Source organism: Methylophilus methylotrophus DSM 46235 = ATCC 53528 (assembly GCF_000378225.1).
Classification (GTDB): domain Bacteria; phylum Pseudomonadota; class Gammaproteobacteria; order Burkholderiales; family Methylophilaceae; genus Methylophilus; species Methylophilus methylotrophus.
The window spans coordinates 297,136-316,943 of record NZ_KB905141.1 but is presented as its reverse complement, the minus strand read 5'-3'; the positions used below and the strand labels follow the sequence as shown (position 1 = coordinate 316,943).

Here is a 19,808-nt window from a genome sequence, read left to right as displayed (position 1 = left end):
CTAGCGTTGTGGGATCACGCCTTTGCGCAGACGAGGGTCCGCCCAGGCATAAGCAAGATCTGCCAGCAAGTTACCAGCCAGCGTGAGCGCAGAACCAATAGTGAGTATGCCCATGACCACCGGGAAGTCACGCATCATCACGGCTTCATAAAAAAGTTTGCCCATGCCGGGAATGGCAAAAATGGTTTCGGCAATCACAGAGCCACCGATCAGGCCGGGTAGGGATAAGCCTATGAGTGTGATCAATGGGAGCAGGGCATTCCGCAAGGCATGGCGGTAGGTGACGGTTCTGTCACTCAGGCCTTTAGCACGGGCGGTGGTGACATAGTCCTGGCTTAATACATCAAGCATACCATTTTTAATAAACATGGTGACGCCTGCCAGGCCGGTGATGGCCGGAATCACTACTGGCAGGAATAAATGCATAAATAGGTCCTGGCATTTTTGCCAGAAATCCAGTTGCGCATAATTGAGGCTATGCAGGCCAGAAATCGGGAACCAGGGGTGGATCACCCCCAACCAATACATCAGCAGAAGTGAAAGCCAGAAGCCCGGGATAGAGAAACCGATAAAATTGAATAGCGTGATACTGCGGTCCGGCCAACGTCCATATTTTTTGGCCGCGATCACACCCAGTGGCACTGCCAATATCAGCGTCAACATTAACCCTGTGATATTCATGAGTAAGGTGATCGGCAGGGCTTCCTGGATCATGCCTGGTGTTGTATTGCCTTCTTTATCGGTTTCTGCCCAAAAAACCGGTTTCTGGTGGCTGGCAAAAGAATGACCGAAATCGAGGTGTACCATACGTTCCAGCCATAGTCCATATTGGACGATGATGGGTTTGTCTAAGTGATAAAGTTCACGCAGTTTTTGCCTGGATTCTTCTGAGGATTTGGGATCAAAAGCGGCTTCACTACTGGTGATGTCGCCAGGGGCCAGGTGCATAATGAAAAAAGAAATCAGACTGATGCCGATCAACATCGGAATCATCCATAGTACGCGTCTGATCAGGTAAGCCAACATCGTTTATTCTGCCTGTATTTGCGTGCGCCTTAATGGCTGTGGAATATACCACTTTTGAGAATCATAACTGACTCCTGCGGGCGGCACCGGGTTCATGATGCCTTGTACACGTTTATGAATGGCCGTCAGACCGTAGCCTGCAGAGAGGTAGACCAGTGGGCTGTCTTCATAGAGAACTTTGGCAAATTCATGGTAAATTTGCATGCGCTTTTCGGGGTCAAATTCAAGGCGGCCTTGCTCAAGCAATTTGTCGACAGCTGGATTGTTGTAACCAATGAAATTAAACTGGCCAGGTTTTTGCTGGCTGGAGTGCCAGATGTTGTATTGATCAGGGTCGAGACCCAAGCCCCAGCCCATCACCACCGCGTCAAAGTCACCTGGTTTGATAAAGTTAGTCAACAGGCTGGCCCATTCCAGGGTACGGATATGTGTTTCTATGCCCACCTCTTTTAAACGGCGCTGGATAATCACCGCCGTCTTTTCGCGCTGTTTATTGCCCAGGTTGGTAAGGATTTCAAACGATAATTTTTTTCCGTCACGGTCGACAACGCCGTCGCCATTGGTGTCTTCAAATCCAGCTTCTGCCAAAAATTGTTTGGCTTTAGCCGGATCAAAAGTATACGGTATTAAATCCGGATTACTCCAGCGCGTGCCTGGCTTGTAAGGGGAGGCGATGGTAATGCCCAGGCCCAGGTAAACGCCATCGATAATCTCTTGCTTATCGATAGCGTAATTAATTGCTTTGCGAACACGCAAATCATCAAAAGGTTTGCGTTTAAGATTAAACCCCAAATAGGTGTAGCTATTGCCTAACTCTTTAAATTGATTCAGGCGTGCTTGTAAAGCAGGTCTGGAAGGAATAATGCGCGCATAGGTAATCGGATCCATGCTCATGCTGTCTATATTGTCCGCCATCAATTCGAGGAACTGTGCGGCAGGGTCTGGAATGATGCGCTCGATCAAGTGATCGATATTGGCCGGTCCTAATACTGATTTAGGGTTTTTCTCCAGCTTGATATATTCACCATGTCGCCATTCCTTTAACTGGTAGTAATGGCTACCCAGCGGCTTTTGCGCAAAACTGGTGGTGCGGATATCCTGACCAGCAAGCTTGTGTTTTGGCAACACCTGCAGGCTGGCCCAGCTCTCAAGCGCTGGTGCAAAAGGCTGTGAGTAGTGGACGATAAAGGTGCGTGCATCAGGTGCTTCTGCCTTGGTCACTAACTGGTAATCCGAGGCATAAGGACTATGCGTGTTTTCATCCGTGATCAATTGCCAGGTAAATAAGATATCCGCACTTGTCAGTGGCTTGCCATCTGCCCACTGCAAGTCAGGTTTGAGTTTGAATGTGATGGTTTTTTTGTCATCGGCCACTTGCCAGGACTCCGCAAGCTCCCCAGCCAGATCAAGGTTCTGGTCATATTTGAGTAAAGAGTTAAACAGATAAGAACCGATGGCCAGCGATGCAGACTCGCCCGCAACCATGCCGATCATGCTACTGGGGTCTGAAGGCATGGCGCTGATCAGCGTGCCGCCAGGCTGCGCTGGATAGGATTGGTCAAAAAATTTTGCGCTGTGATCAGGTGTGTCTGTACTGCAGGCGACCAAACCGACACACAGTAAGTATGCCACCCATCTCTGACTTGGTGCCGCCAGTGGTTTTTTGCACAAGGAATACTCGCTGGACAATCGATTTGTCATGATTCAGGGTGCGTTAATGTTTGCTGGAGGAGGTTTTTTTACGATGTGTACTGCTTGTTTTCTTATGTGAGGATGCCTGGCTTTTTGAGCCACGATTAGCCGAGGTTTTATGCGTCGATTTGCTGCTCATGTTGGCACCGCCTTGCTGTTTTTCCATCTGCAATACCTGCCCAATGGATAATGCTGTGGATTTTAGGTGATTCTGCTGCATGATCTGTTTGCTGCTGATGCCATAACGTTTAGCCAGTTTCCCAAGCGTATCGCCCTGTTTCACTTTGTGTGAAATAGTAACAGATTTAGCGGAGGATTCTTTTTCTACTGGTACCTCGACGGATAATTTCGCCATGCTGGCGACGTCTATTGGCCGGGTCAAGCCGGACTGCAGACTGGCTGGTACTAATAGTGGGCGCCGCACAATCAGGTTGCGGTTCGGTTTCAGGTTGTTGGTCGCGCTGAGCTCGTAAATACTGATACCAAAGCGGTTTGCAATCGCACCCAGGCGTTCACCTTTTTTAGGGTGGTAACTGTGCCAGCTGGACAGTGGGCGGTTATAGCCATTGAGGTTGTTAGTGAAGTTGCTGGCTGCCCAGGTAGGCAACAATAATTTCTGGTGGCTCTTTTCAGTAATCAGCACCGGACGGGTAAAGCTAGGATTCAGTGCGTTAAATTCCTCGAGCGAAATGCCAGCCAGTTCTGCGGCCAATTTTGCATCAATCTTGTTGGGCGCTTCTACAGTCGTGAAGTAAGGCTTATTTGGGATTTCATTGAGCGTCAGGCCGTATTCTTCGGGGCGGAAAATAATATTTTTGATGGCCTGCAATTTAGGGACGTAATTGCGGGTTTCATCTGGGAGTGACAAATGTTGGTAGTCGGTGGGTAATCCCAGGCGGCGGTTACGTTCTATGGCGCGCGCAACAGTACCTTCACCAGCATTATAAGCAGCCAGTGCAAGGTCCCAGGCGCCAAACATGGTATGGAGTTTTTGCAGATAATTAAGTGCAGCCTGCGTGGCGGCCGTCACATCCTTGCGCGAGTCTTTCCAGTAGTTTTGTTTGAGGCCAAAGTCCTTGCCGGTAGAGGGGATAAACTGCCAGATGCCGGAAGCCTTGCTGGTGGAAAGTGCTTTGGGGTTAAAGCCGCTTTCAATCATGGGCAGCAGTGCGATTTCGGTCGGCATCCCTCTTTTTTCGACCTCTACAACAATGTGGTAGAGGTATTTTTTACTGCGCTCCAACATGCGCGAGACGTAATCAGGGCGGGATGCATACCATTGCTCGTGTTTGTTGGTGTATACCGAATCAATATCTGGCATATTGAAACCGTCACGAACTCGATCCCACAGGCTTTCCTGCAAGGTCAACGAATCTTCAAACTGATAGCTGGAGCTGTAACTTTCCGATTCAGGCCCACCATAACTTTCATCGTAACTACTGTCATTGTCAACGGATAATGTTGCCGGTTCAACGTATTCTGCGACGGCCCACAAGGGGGTGGCAGAAAGGGCGACACAGAGCAATATTTTTTTAAAACGCATGACGGTAATACTTAGTCCTGAAGCTGGTGCACAAGCAGGTAAAACTTGCACGGGTATTGGTAAACTCGATTGGCTGGTTAGGTCAAGCCAACCAGCGCGTGATTGGCCTAACGCACATAAGCGCTTTAAGGAGGACATCATTCTACGTCAATTTCATTGCGAGACAAGCCCTTGCAGGCAGGCGAGCTTTGTGTATGCACGATGACTGGCCTAAAAGTCATTCCGGCGACTACGTAGCTCGGTAAATACATCAATGGCAGGACGGCCCTTGAATTCAGGATGTCGCGAGATTTCCTCACAACGTAAAAATGGATTGGTCGCCAGCTCTAAACGCAGATTGGTTGGAAGGGTGGGTAAGTGCTGTGCACGTAAGGATGCTGCATCATGTGCCCTTTGTTTCAATTGTGCATTGCCAGGTTCTATGGTACGCGCAAATGCGATATTGTGCGCAGTATATTCGTGGGCCGGATAAATCAGAGTTTCTTCAGGCAAGGTTGCGATAGTTTGCAGGGAGGCATACATCTGCGAAGGCGTCCCTTCAAACAAGCGCCCACAACCGGCACCAAACAAGACATCTCCACTAAAAAGATGGTGATGGCCGATATAGTAGGCAATGTGGTCCAGTGTATGGCCGGGCAAACCTAAAATTTCGCAAGAAAGCGCGCGAAAGTGCTCGAACTCAATATGGTCACCGGCTTTGACTCGCCTTGCCTGTAGTGCTTCGTAAGCCTTGTGATCAGAGTTAGGTGCGTATACCGGGCATTGCCAGTGCTGTTGCAGTGAGGCGGCACCGTCTGTGTGGTCAGCATGATGGTGCGTGAGTAAAATCGCATCGAGCTGTAGATTGCGAGTTTTTAAAGCACTTTCAACCACCTCAGCGTCACCTGGGTCAACAATCAGTGCGTGCTTTTCATCGTGTATTAACCATAAGTAATTGTCGCTAAATGCCGGTAGCGGAACGATTTCTATGCTTGCAGAAGTTTCTTGCATCCCGCATCATTGAAAAAATGGTCATGATTGTCAAGATGCACCTAATTTTGGCGATCTATTATTACTTGCATTTTCGGAGCCTACCTTGTCACCTAGCCGGCCTGCTTCCTCTGAAACGACTGTTTTAAAATCCACTGGCTTTGAAACAATGGCATTGGGCCAATATATTGCGCAGCATGAAGCGGCGCTATACGCCCAAACTGTCGCCGATGTGTTTGGCTTTCATGCCTTGCAAATAGGCTGGCCTGCGTATGACTTGTTGGAAAGCTGCCGCATTCCTTACAAGTTCTCACTGCAACAGATGGCCAGCCCCAATGCCTCCCTATTGAGTGAAAGTGAATATTTGCCTTTTGCCGAGCATTCGGTAGATTTAGTTTGTATGCCACATGTGCTGGAGCAATGTGCGGATCCGCAACAAACCTTGCGTGAGGCATTTCGCGTGCTGCTACCGGAGGGAACATTGATATTGACTGGCATTTGTCCTTTCAGTTACCTGGGGGTACGTGCCAGGTTTGGGCAATTCAAGCAAGCTGGTCAATTTCGACGGCTATTTACGGCTTGGCGCTTGCGTGATTGGCTGAATGTATTGGGATTCGAAGTCGTGCAAAGTGGCAGGCTGGTGCACGCACTCCCAGTGAATGACCCCGTCTGGTTGGCACGGCAATCTTGGCTGGAGCGGTGGGGGAAACACAGCTGTGGGGCAACAGGCGGTGTATATTTCTTGATCGCAAAAAAAAGGGTATTGAACGTACGCCTGCTCAAGCCGGAGTGGAAAAAGTTGCCGCTTAATCCGGCTTTGCAAGTGCGAAAAGGCCACTCCGGCATACAAAAACACACGCAAAAACAGTTAGAATGCGCGGATGTCAAATCAACAATGGATAGAAATGTACGCTGATGGTGCTTGCAAAGGCAACCCTGGCGTCGGTGGTTGGGGGGTTTGGCTCAAAGCCGGGCCCCACGAGAAGTCGCTATATGGCGGTGAAGCGTTAACCACCAATAATCGGATGGAGCTCACAGCGGTGATTCAAGGTCTCCAAGCGCTTAAGAAACCCTCTCATATCAAAATTTATACCGATTCCAGCTATGTACAAAAAGGCATGACTGAATGGTTGCCGGGATGGAAGCAAAAGCAATGGCGCACTGCAGACAAAAAACCGGTAAAAAATGCTGACCTATGGCAAATACTGGAAGCCCTGGCCCAGCCACACCAGATTGAATGGATATGGGTCCGTGGACATGCCGGTAATGAAGGTAACGAACGCGCAGATGCCTTGGCGAATCAAGGTGTACTGACAGTTTGACGGGATAGGGGTATTTCATGAGGCAAATTTTTCTCGATACAGAAACGACAGGCTTGTATCCCGATCAGGGACATCGCATTATCGAAATTGCGGCTGTGGAAATTTTTAATCGGCGTCCTACACAGCGTCACTTTCATATCTATATCAATCCAGAACGGGAGATTGATCCTGGTGCGCAAGAGGTACATGGCATCTCGCTTGAATTCCTGCAAGATAAACCTTTGTTTGCGTCCATCGCTGAAGAGTTTATTGAGTTCATTCGGGGTGCCGAGCTGATTATCCATAATGCGCCATTTGACGTCGGCTTCCTGAACATGGAGTTGGCCAGACTAAACCTGGATAAGCTGGAATCATATATCAGCGGTATTATTGATACCCTGAAAATGGCCAAGGAATTGCGCCCGGGCCAACGTAACAACCTCGACGCCTTGTGTCGCCACTATGGGATAGATAACTCTCAGCGAACATTGCACGGCGCCTTACTCGATGCGGAATTGCTGGCTGAAGTCTATATCGCGATGACGCGTGGCCAGGAAAGTCTGCTGATGGACTTATCCAGTCCTGTGGAGCATGTGAGCCAGACCAGCCTGACGGTGGATTTGTCTATGATCAAATTGGTGACGGCAGATAAAGAAGAGTTGGTTGCACATCAACAATATGTTGAAGGACTGACCAAATCAGGCGCTTCGCCATGGTGATGGCGAGTTAGAGTAAAGGGAAACGATTCTGCCAAGGGAAGGCGATGCTTTTTCTTGAAAAAACTACACCTGGTCGAAAGCATCCGTCCAGCTGTTCGGTGTTTCATACAGGCGAACTCTGACGAGTTTCAAGTGATTACCAAAAGTATCCCGGTACTGTGCCTTAAGTAACTTAAAGGCTTCTGCTGCCATGTTTTCGGCAGTTGGAATTGTGGGGAAGACTATGGTTTTATGGTTGGGCAGGCTGTTCAGGAAGTCTAGAACAGCGACATCATCTTGGTAAACCAGAAAGGCGTGGTCCCAGCGGTCGACTATGGTTTCACGGGCAATACGTTTCACGTCGGCAAAATCCATCACCATTCCATTTTCTGAAGCGTGTTCAGCCTGGATAATATCCCCTGACAGGGTAATTTCTATGGCGTAACGATGGCCGTGTAAATTGCGGCATTGACTCTTGTGATCAGGAATACGATGTCCGGCATCAAATTCCAAGCGTGTAGTAATTTCCATCCTGCTATTATATCAGTAACCATTACGCTCGCTGCGCATGTTGCTGAGGATGGTTAAACAGCGTTTGTCTGGTTGATAATGCTATTAGTACAAGTCGTCAAAGTTCATTAATGCATCTTCGTCGGCAGAGTAGTGCTTGTGACTTTTTTCATAGCTACTGTAGCCAGTATCAAAATCGTCCATCTCATCACCGGCAAAATCTTCCAGCATTTGGTCGATTTTTTTAAATTTGTCGGTAGGTGTGGTTTTTTGTAACATGATTTACTCCTCTTCGTGTTGTTGATTCACTCAAACATGTCAGTCCTTTATGTTCTTAAAACATTCCTAGCATAGACTATGCCAATGATGTTTTTTGTTTCTTACAATATTATTAACGGCACGTATTAAAAAAAGTAAAATATGCGCCTTTCATGCAGAACAATCAAGCTAACTGGTTGTCTGTAAACGCATAACATAAAGATGATTAACAGGAGAGATACAATGCGAGGTTTGATATTCATGTTGTTGGGGTTGCTTGGTATACCGTTGGCCAAGGCAGAGTGTTTACCTATGTACCAGCATCAATTTAAAACCTTGCAGGGTCAAACTGTCGATTTTTGTCAATTTCAAGACAAACCTGTGCTTGTGGTCAATACCGCCAGTAAATGTGGTTTCACACCACAATTCGAAGCGCTGGAGTCCTTATATGAACAATATAAAGATAAAGGCCTGGTCATTATTGGTTTCCCTTCAAATGATTTCAGGCAAGAGCCAGGCAATAACAAGCAGATTGGTGACTTCTGCAAACTGACCTATTCTGTCAAGTTTCCCATGGTAGAGAAATCCAATGTCACAGGCAGTAACGCAAACTCCCTTTACCAGCAACTTATCAAGCAAACCGGCCAGGCGCCTCAGTGGAATTTCTATAAATATGTCATTTTGCCTGGTGGCCAGAAGGTTTACTCATTTAATAGCATGACGCGGCCAGAGAGTGAAGATATCCTGGGCAAGATCAAACCTTACCTCAAATAATTTCTTTCGTATCCTTGGCGCTTGCTGAATATTTGAGCAATCGCCATAGAAAACAAAACGATATGAAGTTTTTTTCAAGTTTTGTTGTGAAAGGCGTTGACAAGACTTCTAGCCATCATTAATATGGCGCCTTCTTTGAATTGCACTGCAAAACAAAGAACTGCAATACCAGAGATTCGGGGGTATAGCTCAGCTGGGAGAGCGCTTGCATGGCATGCAAGAGGTCAGCGGTTCGATCCCGCTTATCTCCACCAAGTGATTGAAAATATTGAATTTTTTATAAAATAAATATTTTAATTATTTGCAAAACTGGTATAATGCACGGGTTGTTAAATTTCTTAGGTCCCCATCGTCTAGAGGCCTAGGACACCTCCCTTTCACGGAGGCGACCGGGGTTCGAATCCCCGTGGGGACGCCAAAATCACTCAGTGATTTCTAGCAATAAAACTCAATAATTTAAAAAATCCATGATGGCAATTTGCCATCCGTGCATCAGCCTTTCTAATTTACTTTTAATACTCTCTCAATCGCAATCCGGTACGAGCACCTTACAAATCTAGCCATTAAGGATATGTCGCGGTTGGGCTGTCAGTTTGGGAAATGTCTCCTGCGCCTCCCTTGGTTTGAACGTTAAAGATTTAGGCTGATAGAACGTTAAACCTATCAATGCATGCCGACTGGTGATATGCAGTACTTCATAAAAATAAAAAGGAACAAAATATGCTATCGAAAATAACGTTGCTAATCGGGCTGTTGGTTAGTACTGGTGCTTATGCCGCCGCTGGTCCACTCTCTGTCACAGAACCCGAAAGTGTAAGCTTGATTGCGCTTGGCCTGGGGCTGATTGGGGTGATCGTTGCTAAAAAGAAATAGTGCGAATTGCACTATGCCGTGAAAGCCTGCTGAGCCTCACTTGATGTGGGGCTTTTTCATGTGTATGAATGCCATATATATCTTGCAGGCCTGATGGCTTGAGACAGGGTGATCGCTAAATTGCAGAAAGCTCGGCATGCCGGGCTTTTTATTGATTGATCCAGCCTTTATCCGCGGATGTTGCTTTGTGCAGAAAATTGCGATAACTCTACATATGGTTGAGGTTGCCAACCCACCGCGCGATGTTCTGCCACGACATTGGTAAAGATCCCGCCACGCACATAGAATTTGGCGGTGACACGCATAAATTTTGGATCAATCGCAGCAACCAAGTCATCCAGAATCTGGTTGGTCACGGCTTCATGGAAGCAGCCCTCATCACGGAACGACCACATATAAAGTTTCAGACTTTTCAATTCCACGCATAATTTATTCGGAATGTAGTCCAGGTAAATCACTGCGAAATCAGGTTGGCCGGTTTTTGGGCACAGGCAGGTAAACTCCGGGATTTCCATATGAATATGAAAATCTCGGCTTGGGTTGGGGTTATCAAAAGTTTCCAGTGTTTTGGTGGGTTGGGCAGTTGGTTTGCCACCGAGTAAATGTTCGTTCATTGCACTCTTCTTGATTGTTTCTTGGTAAAAGTGGGTATTATAACGCTTAAGCTAGCATTCAAATTCTTATAAGCGGTTTTCTCACTTTGCGTCTGACACATTTAAAACTTGCGGGGTTCAAGTCTTTTGTCGATCCGACCACCATTCACCTGCATGGGCAGCGTGTAGGGGTGGTTGGTCCTAACGGCTGTGGCAAATCTAATGTCATGGAATCAGTGCGTTGGGTGCTTGGTGAATCATCAGCAAAAGAAATGCGTGCCGATGCTATGGATGCCGTGATTTTCAACGGATCATCCAACCGAAAACCCATTTCGCGTGCCAGTGTTGAACTGATTTTTGATAACAGCCTTGGCGGCGCGAGCGGTGAGTGGAGCCAGTATGCCGAAATCTCCGTCAAACGAGTGATTGAGCGAGATAAAGGCTCGACGTATTACATCAATAATATTGCAGTGCGCAGGCGCGATGTTGCAGACCTATTCTTGGGTACTGGCCTTGGTGGGCGGGCTTATGCGATTATCGGCCAGAATACGATTTCACGGATTGTAGAAGCTCGGCCGGAAGAGTTGCGAGTGTTCCTCGAAGAGGCAGCCGGCATCAGCAAATATAAGGAGCGCAGGCGGGAGACCGAACTCAGGTTACGTGATACGCGCGAGAATCTGGAACGAGTAGAGGACATTTCTCGTGAACTCAATAAACAGATTATCAAGCTTGAGGCCCAAGCAGTAGTCACACAAAAATACCATGCTTTGCAGGCAGCCTTTAAGCTAGCTGAGGCGCAGTGGTGGTGGTTGCGTAAGAGAGATGCTGTGCTGGCTTATGAAGCTGCTTCGCAAGCGGTAGAAAAGGCCGTGAATGGACTTGAAGCCCAAATGGCGGCTTTACGCAGTAGTGAACTGCAACTGGAGTTGAGCCGACAACAGCACCAAGATGCCTCCAACGAGTTGCACACTGCACAAGCCGCCTTTTATGAAGCCAATGCGCAGGTGTCTAATCTTTCCTTGCAGGTCAAGCAGTCCGAAGAAGCGCGTGACCGTTTATTGCAACAGCAGCAGCAATTACTCGCGCAGCGTGAACGCGGTGGCCAGCAATATCAGCAGTTACAGACGCAATTGTCTGAGAAGACAGCAGCCCTTGCCCTCGCAGAAATAACGGTTGCCGAGAAGGCAGAGGCGTTACGGATGTTGCAACAGGACTTGCCCCAGCAGTTTGCACAGTTGCAACTCGTCCAGCAAGCGGCGCATCAGGCACAACAGGCTGTGCAGCACAGCCGTCAGCAGACGCAACTGGAGCAAAATAATGCGCACTTCTTACAACGCAACCTTAATGAGGTATCACAGCGGTTACAGCAATTGCAGCGTGAATTAGAACAGTGGACATTACCGGATATGCAGGTAATGTCGCTTTATCAACAGCAGTTAACTGACCAGCAAGCTGCGCTGGACAATGAAGAGCAATCGTTAAGTCAGCTGCGTAGCCAGGAGGGCAGCCAGCAGCAAGCCTTGCAACAGGCCAGGCAAGACTGGCAGCAGGCACAGCGAAACTTGCATCAGCTGGAAGCTGAAATTCAGTCCCTGCAGAAATTGCAGCAAAGCACCAAGCAAGACCAGCAGTTGGGACCCTGGTTGCAAAAAACAGGCCTGCAATCGGTACCTCGCCTATGGCAGGCTGTGCAGATTCAGTCTGATTGGCAATCGGCACTGGAAGCGTTTCTCGGCAATAAACTGAATGCCTTGTTGCCCGAGGAATTGTCCGGTTGGGCGCAGTGGCCCCATCCGCAAGCGGCACTGGCGGTTGCACAGCCAGCTGAGGTGAGTGAAGCTAGCGCTACGCAATGGCAGGGATTGCCCAGCTTATATAGTTTGTTGACAATCAAGCAACCCGCTGTGGCTGGTGCCTTGCAACATTGGCTGGCGGGTGTGTACGTCCTGGAAGATATGCAGCAACTGGCACAGTATCAGTCCCAGTTGCCCGTTGGCGTATCATTACTGACAAGAAATGGTGATGTTTACCAGCGGTATAGTGTGGTGTATCACGGACGCCAGACGCACATGCAAGGGGTCTTGGAACGGCAACAGCATCTGGATAGCCTGCAGGCTGATCTTGAGCCTGCACAAAAAGCCGTTTTCTCAAGCCAGCAGCTTACGCAGCGCATAGAACAGGATTTGCAAGCCATTCGCCAACAGCAGCAGCAATCGCATCAGCGTATCAAGCAACTCACGACCAGTATGCACGAATTGCAAATGCAGGTCTCAAGTATTCAGCAAACGCATGATAACGCTGTGCGCCGGCAAACCTCCTTGCAACAGGATTTGGCGCAGGCTGAAGCCAAACAAGCGAGCTTGGTTAATGAACTGGCTTTGGCGCAGGGCCGGATGGCTGAATATGAAGCGCAATTCGCTGGTCTGGAGCAAGCGGCACGCGAAGCGCAATCGCACAAACAGCAAACTGAGCAACGTTATTTCAATCTGCGAGACAGTGTGCAACAGGCTGAAAAGGACCAGCAATCGCAAGAGTTCGAGCAAACTCTACTCAAAAATGCCGTCAATGACTTGCAGCAACGTCTGGTCTACAACGCGCAGGAGACTGAACATTTACAACACCGTCTGGCTGAAATTGAGCAAGCGTTAACCATCAGTAATATGGAGGCACTTAAAGCCAATTTGGCGCAGGCGCTCACGCAGCAGCATCATTGTGAGCAGGCACTCGCGCAGGCCAGAAACCAGTTGGCACAACAAGAGGCGGCATTGCAGCAGCAGGAACGCGACCGCATGCAGGTAGAGCAGCAATTACACCCTTTGCGCGATGCAGTCGAGCAAAAGCGCCTCAAGCAGCAGGAATGCCGTTTGCAAGTAGAACAATGTCAGCAGGTGCTGGCAGAAACTGGGCTCAATGAAGAGGACATTCAGCAAGGGCTAGATTTATTAACATCTGTACAAACCCAGGCACAAGTCACGCAAAAACTGCAACAGCAAATCCAGCAATTGGGGCCTGTGAACATGGCAGCCATTGAAGAACTGGCGACAGAAAAAGAACGCAAAGGTTATTTGGACAGCCAGCTCAAAGATTTGCTAACGGCCAGTGAAACCCTGGATGAAGCCATACAGAAAATTGACCGGGAAACACGTGGAAAACTACGCGCAACCTTTGACGAAGCCAACCGCAATTTTGGCGAGCTGTTCCAGACACTGTTTAATGGTGGAAATGCCAAGTTGGAGTTGCTAGGGGATGAAATCCTGGACACTGGCGTGCAGGTTTTTGCACAGCCTCCGGGCAAGAAAAATACCACCATTCAATTGCTGTCTGGGGGCGAAAAGGCATTAACGGCGATGGCGCTGGTATTTGCCTTGTTCCGTTTAAATCCAGCGCCATTCTGCCTGATGGACGAAGTGGATGCACCGCTGGATGATAGTAATACCGAGCGTTTTTGCCAGCTGGTACGCGTGATGTCCGAAAAAACACAGTTTCTCTTCGTCTCACACAACAAAATCACCATGGAAATGTCTCAACAGCTAATTGGCGTCACCATGCAGGAGTCTGGTGTATCACGGATTGTCGATGTAGATATTGACGAAGCGATCCGCATGCATGCGGCTTAATGTCAGTTTTGTTGTATTATTACGCAAGCGCTTTAAAGGATAAGTAAGGTCACATGTCTGATTTGTGGATGATATTGGTGTTGCTAGGGGTCAGCATCGTTCTGGCAGTAGTGGTGTTTAACTGGTGGCAGGAAAAAAAATATCGCAGAGACGTTGAATACCGCTTTAGCCATACTCGTGGCGATGTGCTGGATACTGAGTCATCCAGCAAAGAAAAAGAATCCTTCAAGAGAAATACTGCCGAAAAACAGCCTGTGTCAGAAGAGGTTGAGGGCTGGATGTCAGAACCTCGTGTGCGCCAGTCTCCAAAGGTTGAGCCTGACTTTAACGTGAGTCAGGTCGCCTCATCTAAAAAGCCTGTGAGTGATAAAAGCGGTTTGAATTTAAACAAACAGCCCGGTTCAACTCCGTCGTCTAACCCTGATCACTTTGGTTCAAGCATACAGCCAGTCGTAGCACCTGCGGCTGAGATACCTTCACCGGTTGGCCAGGAAGTGATTCCTGAAGTTGCACAACTCCCTGCAGAAAATGAATTGGAGCCGTTATCAGCTCCTGAAGTAGTGGCAGAAAATCCAGCGCTACCTTCTGCTGTGCACACGGCCATGGATTGGGTTGGCCTGATAGATGCACCCTTGGGTGTCATGCTGGCCGAGCTGGAGGATATGCAAGCTGAGGTCAGAACTTTCCCCCAACATGCCACTTTGTGGGCACAAAGCTCGATCAGCGGGGACTGGCAGGACGTATTGAGTCTGGATGCCAAAGCCATGCAAGACCAGACTCCAGCCAGCCAGGTGGCCTGTAGCTTGCAGCTGGCTGACCGGGGTGGTCCCGTGGATGAAGAAACCCTGAAACGCTTCCAGAAATCCATGGAAACGTTGGCGCGTGCATTAGGCCTGACCGTGAGCTGGCAGGGCGGTTATGAACCCTCACAGCAAGCGCAGTCCATTGATGCCTTCTGCATTGAGGTTGACAAGGCAGTTGAGTTTCATGTGCTCGCCAACCAGGGCATGTTCCATGCGACCAAGCTACGTGGGCTGGCTGAAGCCTGTGGCATGCAGTTGAGCGATGAGGGACGTTTCGAGTTGTTCAATACACTAGGCCAGTTAGAATTCTCTGTCCGTAATTATGAAGGCAAACCATTTTCTGCAGACATGTTGAAATCTGCTGTGATGACTGGCATGACCTTTCAGCTGGATATTCCTACCACCCCAAATAGTTTGCAGGTGTTTGATCATATGGTTGAGATTGCACACAATATGGCAAGTAGTTTAAGTGCCAGCCTGATTGATGTGAATCGCAAGCCGATTGGTGACGTGCAACTGGATAAAATCCGCCAGCAGCTCAGAAATATTTCCAATGCAATGGCCGCACAAGGGATCATTCCCGGCAGTAGCCACGCCAAACGCCTCTTTTCTTAATGATGTCAGCCCAAGAAGCTGCGCTGCTTTTACAACAGCTCAAGCAGCGCATTGCCGAATACGACTATCACTATTATGTGCTGGATGCCCCGTTAGTCAGTGATAATGAATATGATGGCATTTACCGGCAACTGCTGGAGATTGAGCAGCAATATCCTGCACTGATTACGATAGACTCGCCCAGTCAGCGGATTGGCGGACAAGCCGTTTCGGCTTTTGACAGTGTCAAACACCGCCAGGCCATGCTGTCACTGAATAATGCGTTCAGCGATCAGGAGCTTGAAGCTTTTGACCGGCGTGTTCGAGAGGGCACAGGTGAATCACAGGTCGAATATGCGGTTGAGCCTAAGTTCGATGGCCTGGCAATTACACTGACCTATGAACATGGCGTTTTTGTGCAAGGGGCCACACGTGGTGATGGTTACACTGGAGAAAATGTCACACATAACCTCAAAACTATCCGTGCGATTCCAAGCTGCCTTAATATAGCCAATCCGCCGGCCCTGCTTGAGGTCCGCGGTGAAGTATTGATGCTGAAAAAGGATTTTGAAAAACTAAATCAGCAACAGGCTTCAGTAGGGGGCAAACTGTTTGCTAATCCACGTAATGCTGCGGCGGGGAGCCTGCGCCAGTTAGATCCTAATATTACGGCTAAACGCCCTTTGCATTTCTTCGCCTACGGTCTGGGAGCCAGTGATGGCACGCCAGACCTGCATTCGCATGCCGAGGCCATGCAATACCTCACCAATTTGCGTTTCCCGGTCTCTGCATTACGTGGCCTAAAAACAGGTGCACAGGGATTGCGTGACTATTATGCCGAGATTGGTGAAAAGCGTAGCAGTTTGCCTTTTGACATTGATGGCGTGGTCTATAAAGTCAATGCTTTTGAATTGCAAGATGTTTTAGGCTTTGTTTCGCGTGCCCCGCGTTGGGCGGTGGCCCATAAATTCCCGGCAGAAGAAGCCACCACGCTGGTCGAAGATATCACTGTGCAGGTTGGCCGAACGGGCGCTATTACCCCGGTCGCACGATTAAAACCGGTGTTTGTGGGAGGGGTCACCGTCACCAATGCCACGTTGCACAATGAAGACGAGATGCGACGCAAAGATATTCATATCGGCGACACTGTGGTGGTAAGGCGGGCAGGGGACGTCATCCCGGAGGTGGTTTTGGTCAAGCATGAGTTGCGTCCGGCTGATGCCCGCCTATTTGTCATGCCTGCCGTATGTCCGGAATGCGGTTCGCATGTGGTTCGCCTTGAAGATGAAGCGGTTGCACGCTGTACCGGTGGACTGATCTGCCCCGCGCAACGTAAACAAGCCATCACGCACTTTGCATCACGTCGCGCCATGGACATTGAAGGCCTGGGTGAAAAACTGGTTGATCAACTGGTGGAGCGCAATCTGGTGCATCACCTGGATGATGTTTACCGCCTTAACTTGCCTATGCTTGCCGGGCTGGATCGCATGGCAGAGAAGTCAGCCCAAAATGTGCTGTCTGCCATAGAAAAGAGTAAGACCACCACATTGCCACGCTTTATTTATGCGCTTGGTATCCGTAATGTGGGCGAAGCGACTGCCAAAGATCTTGCGCAGCATTTCGGTAGCCTGGAAGCCCTGATGCAAGCCAGTGTCGAGAGCTTAATGCAAGTCCATGATGTGGGTCCTGTCGTGGCTGAGGCTACCTTTCAATTTTTTGATGAGCCCCATAACCGCGAGGTGATCGCTGCCATGCGGGCTCAGGGGGTGCAATGGGCGGATATTACCAAAACGAGCACATCGACTGCTTTTGCCGGCAAAACCTTCGTCTTAACCGGGACACTCCCTACGCTGAAGCGCGATCAGGCGCAAGCCATGATTGAAGCTGCAGGTGGCAAGGTCAGCGGCAGTGTCTCCGCCAAAACCAGTTACGTGGTGGCTGGTGCGGAGGCGGGCAGCAAACTTGAAAAAGCGCAACAGCTGAATATCCCTATCCTGGAAGAATCGGCATTGCTTGAGATGTTGCAACCATTAAAGAATAGCGAGAAAAAGCCTTCTGAGGCTTCATCAACACAACCGGATTTATTTTAAGATGAATTCTAAAATTACTTTAGCTTTAATCATCAATATATTGATTTTAAATCAATCTTTCGCAAAAGATGCTGGCTTGGATTTATGTGATGCAGCGATAAAAAATCGACAATACACTCAGGCGATCACTATCGCAGAACAGCACGTCGACCATGCCGGATTCTGGTTATGTAAGGGCCGGGCACAATCTTCTTTAGGCCAGAATGCCGCGTCGCTAGACAGTTTTAAGCAAGCCATTGCGCTCAAACCTAATGGCCTGGAGTTAATCTCCGCATATATGTTGTTGGGCAATGCACAACTTGAAGCCAAAACGCACGCTTTGGCTATTGAAAGCTATCAGCAGGCGCTCAAATTAAGTGATCAGCAAGAGATGCGCCGTTATAGCCGTATTGCGCATAATTTAATTGGCGAAGCCTATTTTGAAATCGGACAATATACAAAGTCATTAAAAGCTTTTGAAGCTGGCGAGAGGCTGGCCATGAATGATGACGAGCGGGCGGACAGCTATATACATGAGGCCCTGGTTTACCAGCAAATGCAGCAGACTGATAAAGCGATTGAGTACCAACTCAAAGGCGTGCTGATGCTGCGTAAATCTGGCACGCCTGATCAATATGCCGAAGCCAGTTTAGTCTTGGGTAAATTGTTTGCCGCCAAGAAAGATTTTGTAGGTGCAAGTAAAACCTATCAGCGTCTGATGGAATATGCCCGTGAGAATGGTGGTCTGTTCTATGAGGCTAAGACTGCGATTTATTGGGCCGAAGTAAAACGTGCTGAAGGCGATATTGCTGGGGCTGATCAATTAATCAAACAAGCTGAAGCGATTGCGTTGCAATACAAAGATCCTGAACTCGATGAATTACTCGCAAAGTCGAAATAGGGTTACAACGCGCAGGTAGCCGAAAACTCAGTTTGAGACAGGCTGAGTTTTTTAGTATTTCTATAATTTAACATAATATACATTATGCGAATACATTGATCTAATAAGATTGGATTAGCATGATTTCATCTCATTTATCGGCAATTTGTGAATTCCAAACATGTGTACCATCACAAATCAATATAGGGAGATGCCATATGCAGTTATTACCCACCTCTGACATGATGAAAAAAATATCAGAGTCATGGTCATTTGTGAGCGGCGAGACTTTCGAATTTAAGGAAAGTAATCACTACACATTTCACAGCCATGAAAACCTCATGGCTGTCATCTTACCTCTATTTGTAGATAGCCAGCCTCAACGCGAGTCAATCGCGATTGGTTTGATATTGGACGATGCAGAAGCCATTAAAGTGGCTGCACATATGTTTGGTTTATCTAAAGAAACTCTTTCAGCAGCTGACGTCCAGGATGCAAAAAAAGAAACATGCAATATTTTAGGTGGTGGTTTGATTGTGGACAAAAACAGTGAGTTGGGCCTGCCACAAGAGATTCCATTAGAAGAGTTTTTTAAATTACAAAAAGATGCGACTTTCAGCAGGTTATTTGTCAGCGAAAAGCCGAATGAAGATCTGGTGAATCTCGTTATATTCGACGTAAAAAATGCGTTTTCAGGGGTACTTTTATCATGAGCACATCAACAGGCAATGTAGCTAAATTTTTGATTGTGGATGACAGCCGGGCAATCCAGAGCATTATTAAACGAGTGATTGAATCCTGTAACTATCCAAAACTGGAAATTCAGAGTGCAAGCGATGCCGAATCTGCCATGGATATCCTTGAGAAGTTCAAGCCAGATTTAATCATTACTGATTGGCATATGCATAAAATCAGTGGGCTTGAATTTTGTCAGCATGTTTCCCAGACTTATGGAAACAAGATTCCAATTGGGTTTGTAACGACTGAGTCCAGCCAAGAAAAAATCGAGTTGGCATATCAAAGTGGTGCGAAATTCGTTATTAATAAGCCCTTTCAGGACATGGACTTAAGGACACAGTTGGTACGCTTTGTACCACTGAATGGCGCTGCGAAAGCAAGCACAGTCCCTGATGAGCTGAAAAACACAATAAGCACCCTATCGACGCTGTTGAAAGGCGAACCGTTTACTTTCGAGCCCTGCCCTCCACTGGCACTGGCCGACTTCAGTGAAAATAATTTCCTTGGTTTATTTGGTGAAAATGGTAAAACGCCTCCGGTCAATGCATTGGCGATTATGGATATGGGGGCCGTGGGAGTATTATGGGGCGTCCACAATGATCAGCAGTCAATGATTCTGTCCATTGTCAAAAATGGCACTGCGTCTAATGAGCAGTTGGACGAAGCACGAAAATTTATGGATGAATTTGGTGCAGGGTTATCGATTGGGTACAAAAATGGTCCACTCAAACTCGCTCGTTCAAGTATCGTGAACAGACAGTTCCCGCGGCTGGAAATGTCTCTTGCCTCGAACGAAGGACGTACAGACTATAAGTTAACTGTGCCAGGAATAGGTGTAGGTTATGTGACCTACATTAAACTAATCTAAGG

18 protein-coding genes and 2 tRNA genes are annotated in these 19,808 nt (G+C 48.1%); 13 read left to right on the top strand and 7 right to left on the bottom strand.

Translation table 11 applies throughout. The features are described 5' to 3' along the window. The 4 genes from F463_RS0101515 to gloB form a co-directional block, all read right to left on the bottom strand. Nucleotides 1–1,026 (bottom strand): ABC transporter permease, encoded by a 1,026-nt coding sequence (locus F463_RS0101515; RefSeq protein ID WP_018985273.1) that lies wholly within the window; start codon nucleotides 1,024–1,026, stop codon nucleotides 1–3. Between the two features lie 3 nt (nucleotides 1,027–1,029). Beyond that, nucleotides 1,030–2,727 (bottom strand): peptide-binding protein, encoded by a 1,698-nt coding sequence (locus tag F463_RS0101510; protein WP_081620774.1) that lies wholly within the window; start codon nucleotides 2,725–2,727, stop codon nucleotides 1,030–1,032. 13 nt (nucleotides 2,728–2,740) lie between these two features. After that, nucleotides 2,741–4,261, bottom strand: coding sequence for a transglycosylase SLT domain-containing protein (locus F463_RS0101505; RefSeq protein WP_018985271.1), 1,521 nt, complete (start codon nucleotides 4,259–4,261; stop codon nucleotides 2,741–2,743). A 210-nt stretch (nucleotides 4,262–4,471) separates the two neighbouring features. Next, nucleotides 4,472–5,251: a hydroxyacylglutathione hydrolase gene (gloB, locus tag F463_RS0101500; RefSeq protein ID WP_018985270.1), complete on the bottom strand. Its 780-nt coding sequence runs from the start codon at nucleotides 5,249–5,251 to the stop codon at nucleotides 4,472–4,474. A 148-nt stretch (nucleotides 5,252–5,399) separates the two neighbouring features. Between gloB and F463_RS0101495 the strand changes: the two genes are divergently transcribed. From F463_RS0101495 to dnaQ, 3 genes are read left to right on the top strand one after another with little or no spacing between them, the layout of a single operon-like run. Further along, entirely contained in the window at nucleotides 5,400–6,146 is a 747-nt protein-coding gene (locus tag F463_RS0101495) for a class I SAM-dependent methyltransferase (protein WP_018985269.1), read from the top strand. Then, nucleotides 6,136–6,552, top strand: a complete 417-nt coding sequence (rnhA, locus tag F463_RS0101490) for a ribonuclease HI (RefSeq protein ID WP_018985268.1) — start codon at nucleotides 6,136–6,138, stop codon at nucleotides 6,550–6,552. Before F463_RS0101495 ends, rnhA begins: the two co-directional genes overlap by 11 nt. Nucleotides 6,553–6,569: 17 nt before the next feature. Further along, a complete protein-coding gene (gene dnaQ, locus F463_RS0101485; RefSeq protein WP_018985267.1) occupies nucleotides 6,570–7,250 on the top strand; it encodes a DNA polymerase III subunit epsilon in 681 nt (226 codons plus the stop codon). Between the two features lie 63 nt (nucleotides 7,251–7,313). On the opposite strand, the gene queD is transcribed toward dnaQ, so the two are convergent. Continuing rightward, nucleotides 7,314–7,760, bottom strand: coding sequence for a 6-carboxytetrahydropterin synthase QueD (gene queD, locus F463_RS0101480; protein WP_018985266.1), 447 nt, complete (start codon nucleotides 7,758–7,760; stop codon nucleotides 7,314–7,316). Nucleotides 7,761–7,844: 84 nt separating this feature from the next. Beyond that, complete coding sequence (locus F463_RS15010; protein ID WP_018985265.1) at nucleotides 7,845–8,018, bottom strand: hypothetical protein; 174 nt, start codon at nucleotides 8,016–8,018, stop codon at nucleotides 7,845–7,847. Between the two features lie 222 nt (nucleotides 8,019–8,240). Between F463_RS15010 and F463_RS0101470 the strand changes: the two genes are divergently transcribed. The 4 genes from F463_RS0101470 to F463_RS14905 all read left to right on the top strand — a co-directional run bounded on the left by F463_RS0101470 (nucleotide 8,241) and on the right by F463_RS14905 (nucleotide 9,644). Next, nucleotides 8,241–8,771, top strand: a complete 531-nt coding sequence (locus F463_RS0101470) for a glutathione peroxidase (protein ID WP_018985264.1) — start codon at nucleotides 8,241–8,243, stop codon at nucleotides 8,769–8,771. A 178-nt stretch (nucleotides 8,772–8,949) separates the two neighbouring features. Then, nucleotides 8,950–9,025: transfer RNA gene (locus F463_RS0101465), tRNA-Ala, on the top strand. Between the two features lie 88 nt (nucleotides 9,026–9,113). Continuing rightward, nucleotides 9,114–9,189, top strand: a tRNA-Glu gene (locus F463_RS0101460). Nucleotides 9,190–9,491: 302 nt separating this feature from the next. Continuing rightward, nucleotides 9,492–9,644, top strand: a complete 153-nt coding sequence (locus F463_RS14905; protein ID WP_018985263.1) for a PEP-CTERM sorting domain-containing protein — start codon at nucleotides 9,492–9,494, stop codon at nucleotides 9,642–9,644. Between the two features lie 167 nt (nucleotides 9,645–9,811). On the opposite strand, the gene queF is transcribed toward F463_RS14905, so the two are convergent. After that, nucleotides 9,812–10,258 carry a preQ(1) synthase gene (gene queF, locus F463_RS0101450; protein WP_018985262.1) on the bottom strand — a complete coding sequence of 149 codons (447 nt, stop codon included), beginning with the start codon at nucleotides 10,256–10,258 and terminating at the stop codon, nucleotides 9,812–9,814. 86 nt (nucleotides 10,259–10,344) lie between these two features. Between queF and smc the strand changes: the two genes are divergently transcribed. From smc to F463_RS14565, 6 genes are all read left to right on the top strand, one after another. Then, on the top strand, nucleotides 10,345–13,854 hold the full coding sequence (smc, locus tag F463_RS0101445) for a chromosome segregation protein SMC (protein ID WP_018985261.1): 3,510 nt from the start codon (nucleotides 10,345–10,347) through the stop codon (nucleotides 13,852–13,854). A 53-nt stretch (nucleotides 13,855–13,907) separates the two neighbouring features. Beyond that, a complete protein-coding gene (locus tag F463_RS0101440) occupies nucleotides 13,908–15,272 on the top strand; it encodes a cell division protein ZipA C-terminal FtsZ-binding domain-containing protein (protein WP_018985260.1) in 1,365 nt (454 codons plus the stop codon). A 2-nt stretch (nucleotides 15,273–15,274) separates the two neighbouring features. Then, nucleotides 15,275–17,341 (top strand): NAD-dependent DNA ligase LigA, encoded by a 2,067-nt coding sequence (gene ligA, locus F463_RS0101435; RefSeq protein WP_051082032.1) that lies wholly within the window; start codon nucleotides 15,275–15,277, stop codon nucleotides 17,339–17,341. Between the two features lie 76 nt (nucleotides 17,342–17,417). Continuing rightward, the gene (locus tag F463_RS0101430) at nucleotides 17,418–18,221 is read left to right on the top strand and encodes a tetratricopeptide repeat protein (protein ID WP_245545096.1); all 804 of its coding nucleotides are present in this window, start codon (nucleotides 17,418–17,420) and stop codon (nucleotides 18,219–18,221) included. Nucleotides 18,222–18,418: 197 nt separating this feature from the next. Beyond that, on the top strand, nucleotides 18,419–18,913 hold the full coding sequence (locus F463_RS0101425) for a hypothetical protein (RefSeq protein ID WP_018985257.1): 495 nt from the start codon (nucleotides 18,419–18,421) through the stop codon (nucleotides 18,911–18,913). Further along, entirely contained in the window at nucleotides 18,910–19,806 is an 897-nt protein-coding gene (locus tag F463_RS14565; protein ID WP_018985256.1) for a response regulator, read from the top strand. The genes F463_RS0101425 and F463_RS14565 overlap by 4 nt, the downstream gene beginning before the upstream one ends. Nucleotides 19,807–19,808 lie beyond the last annotated feature (2 nt).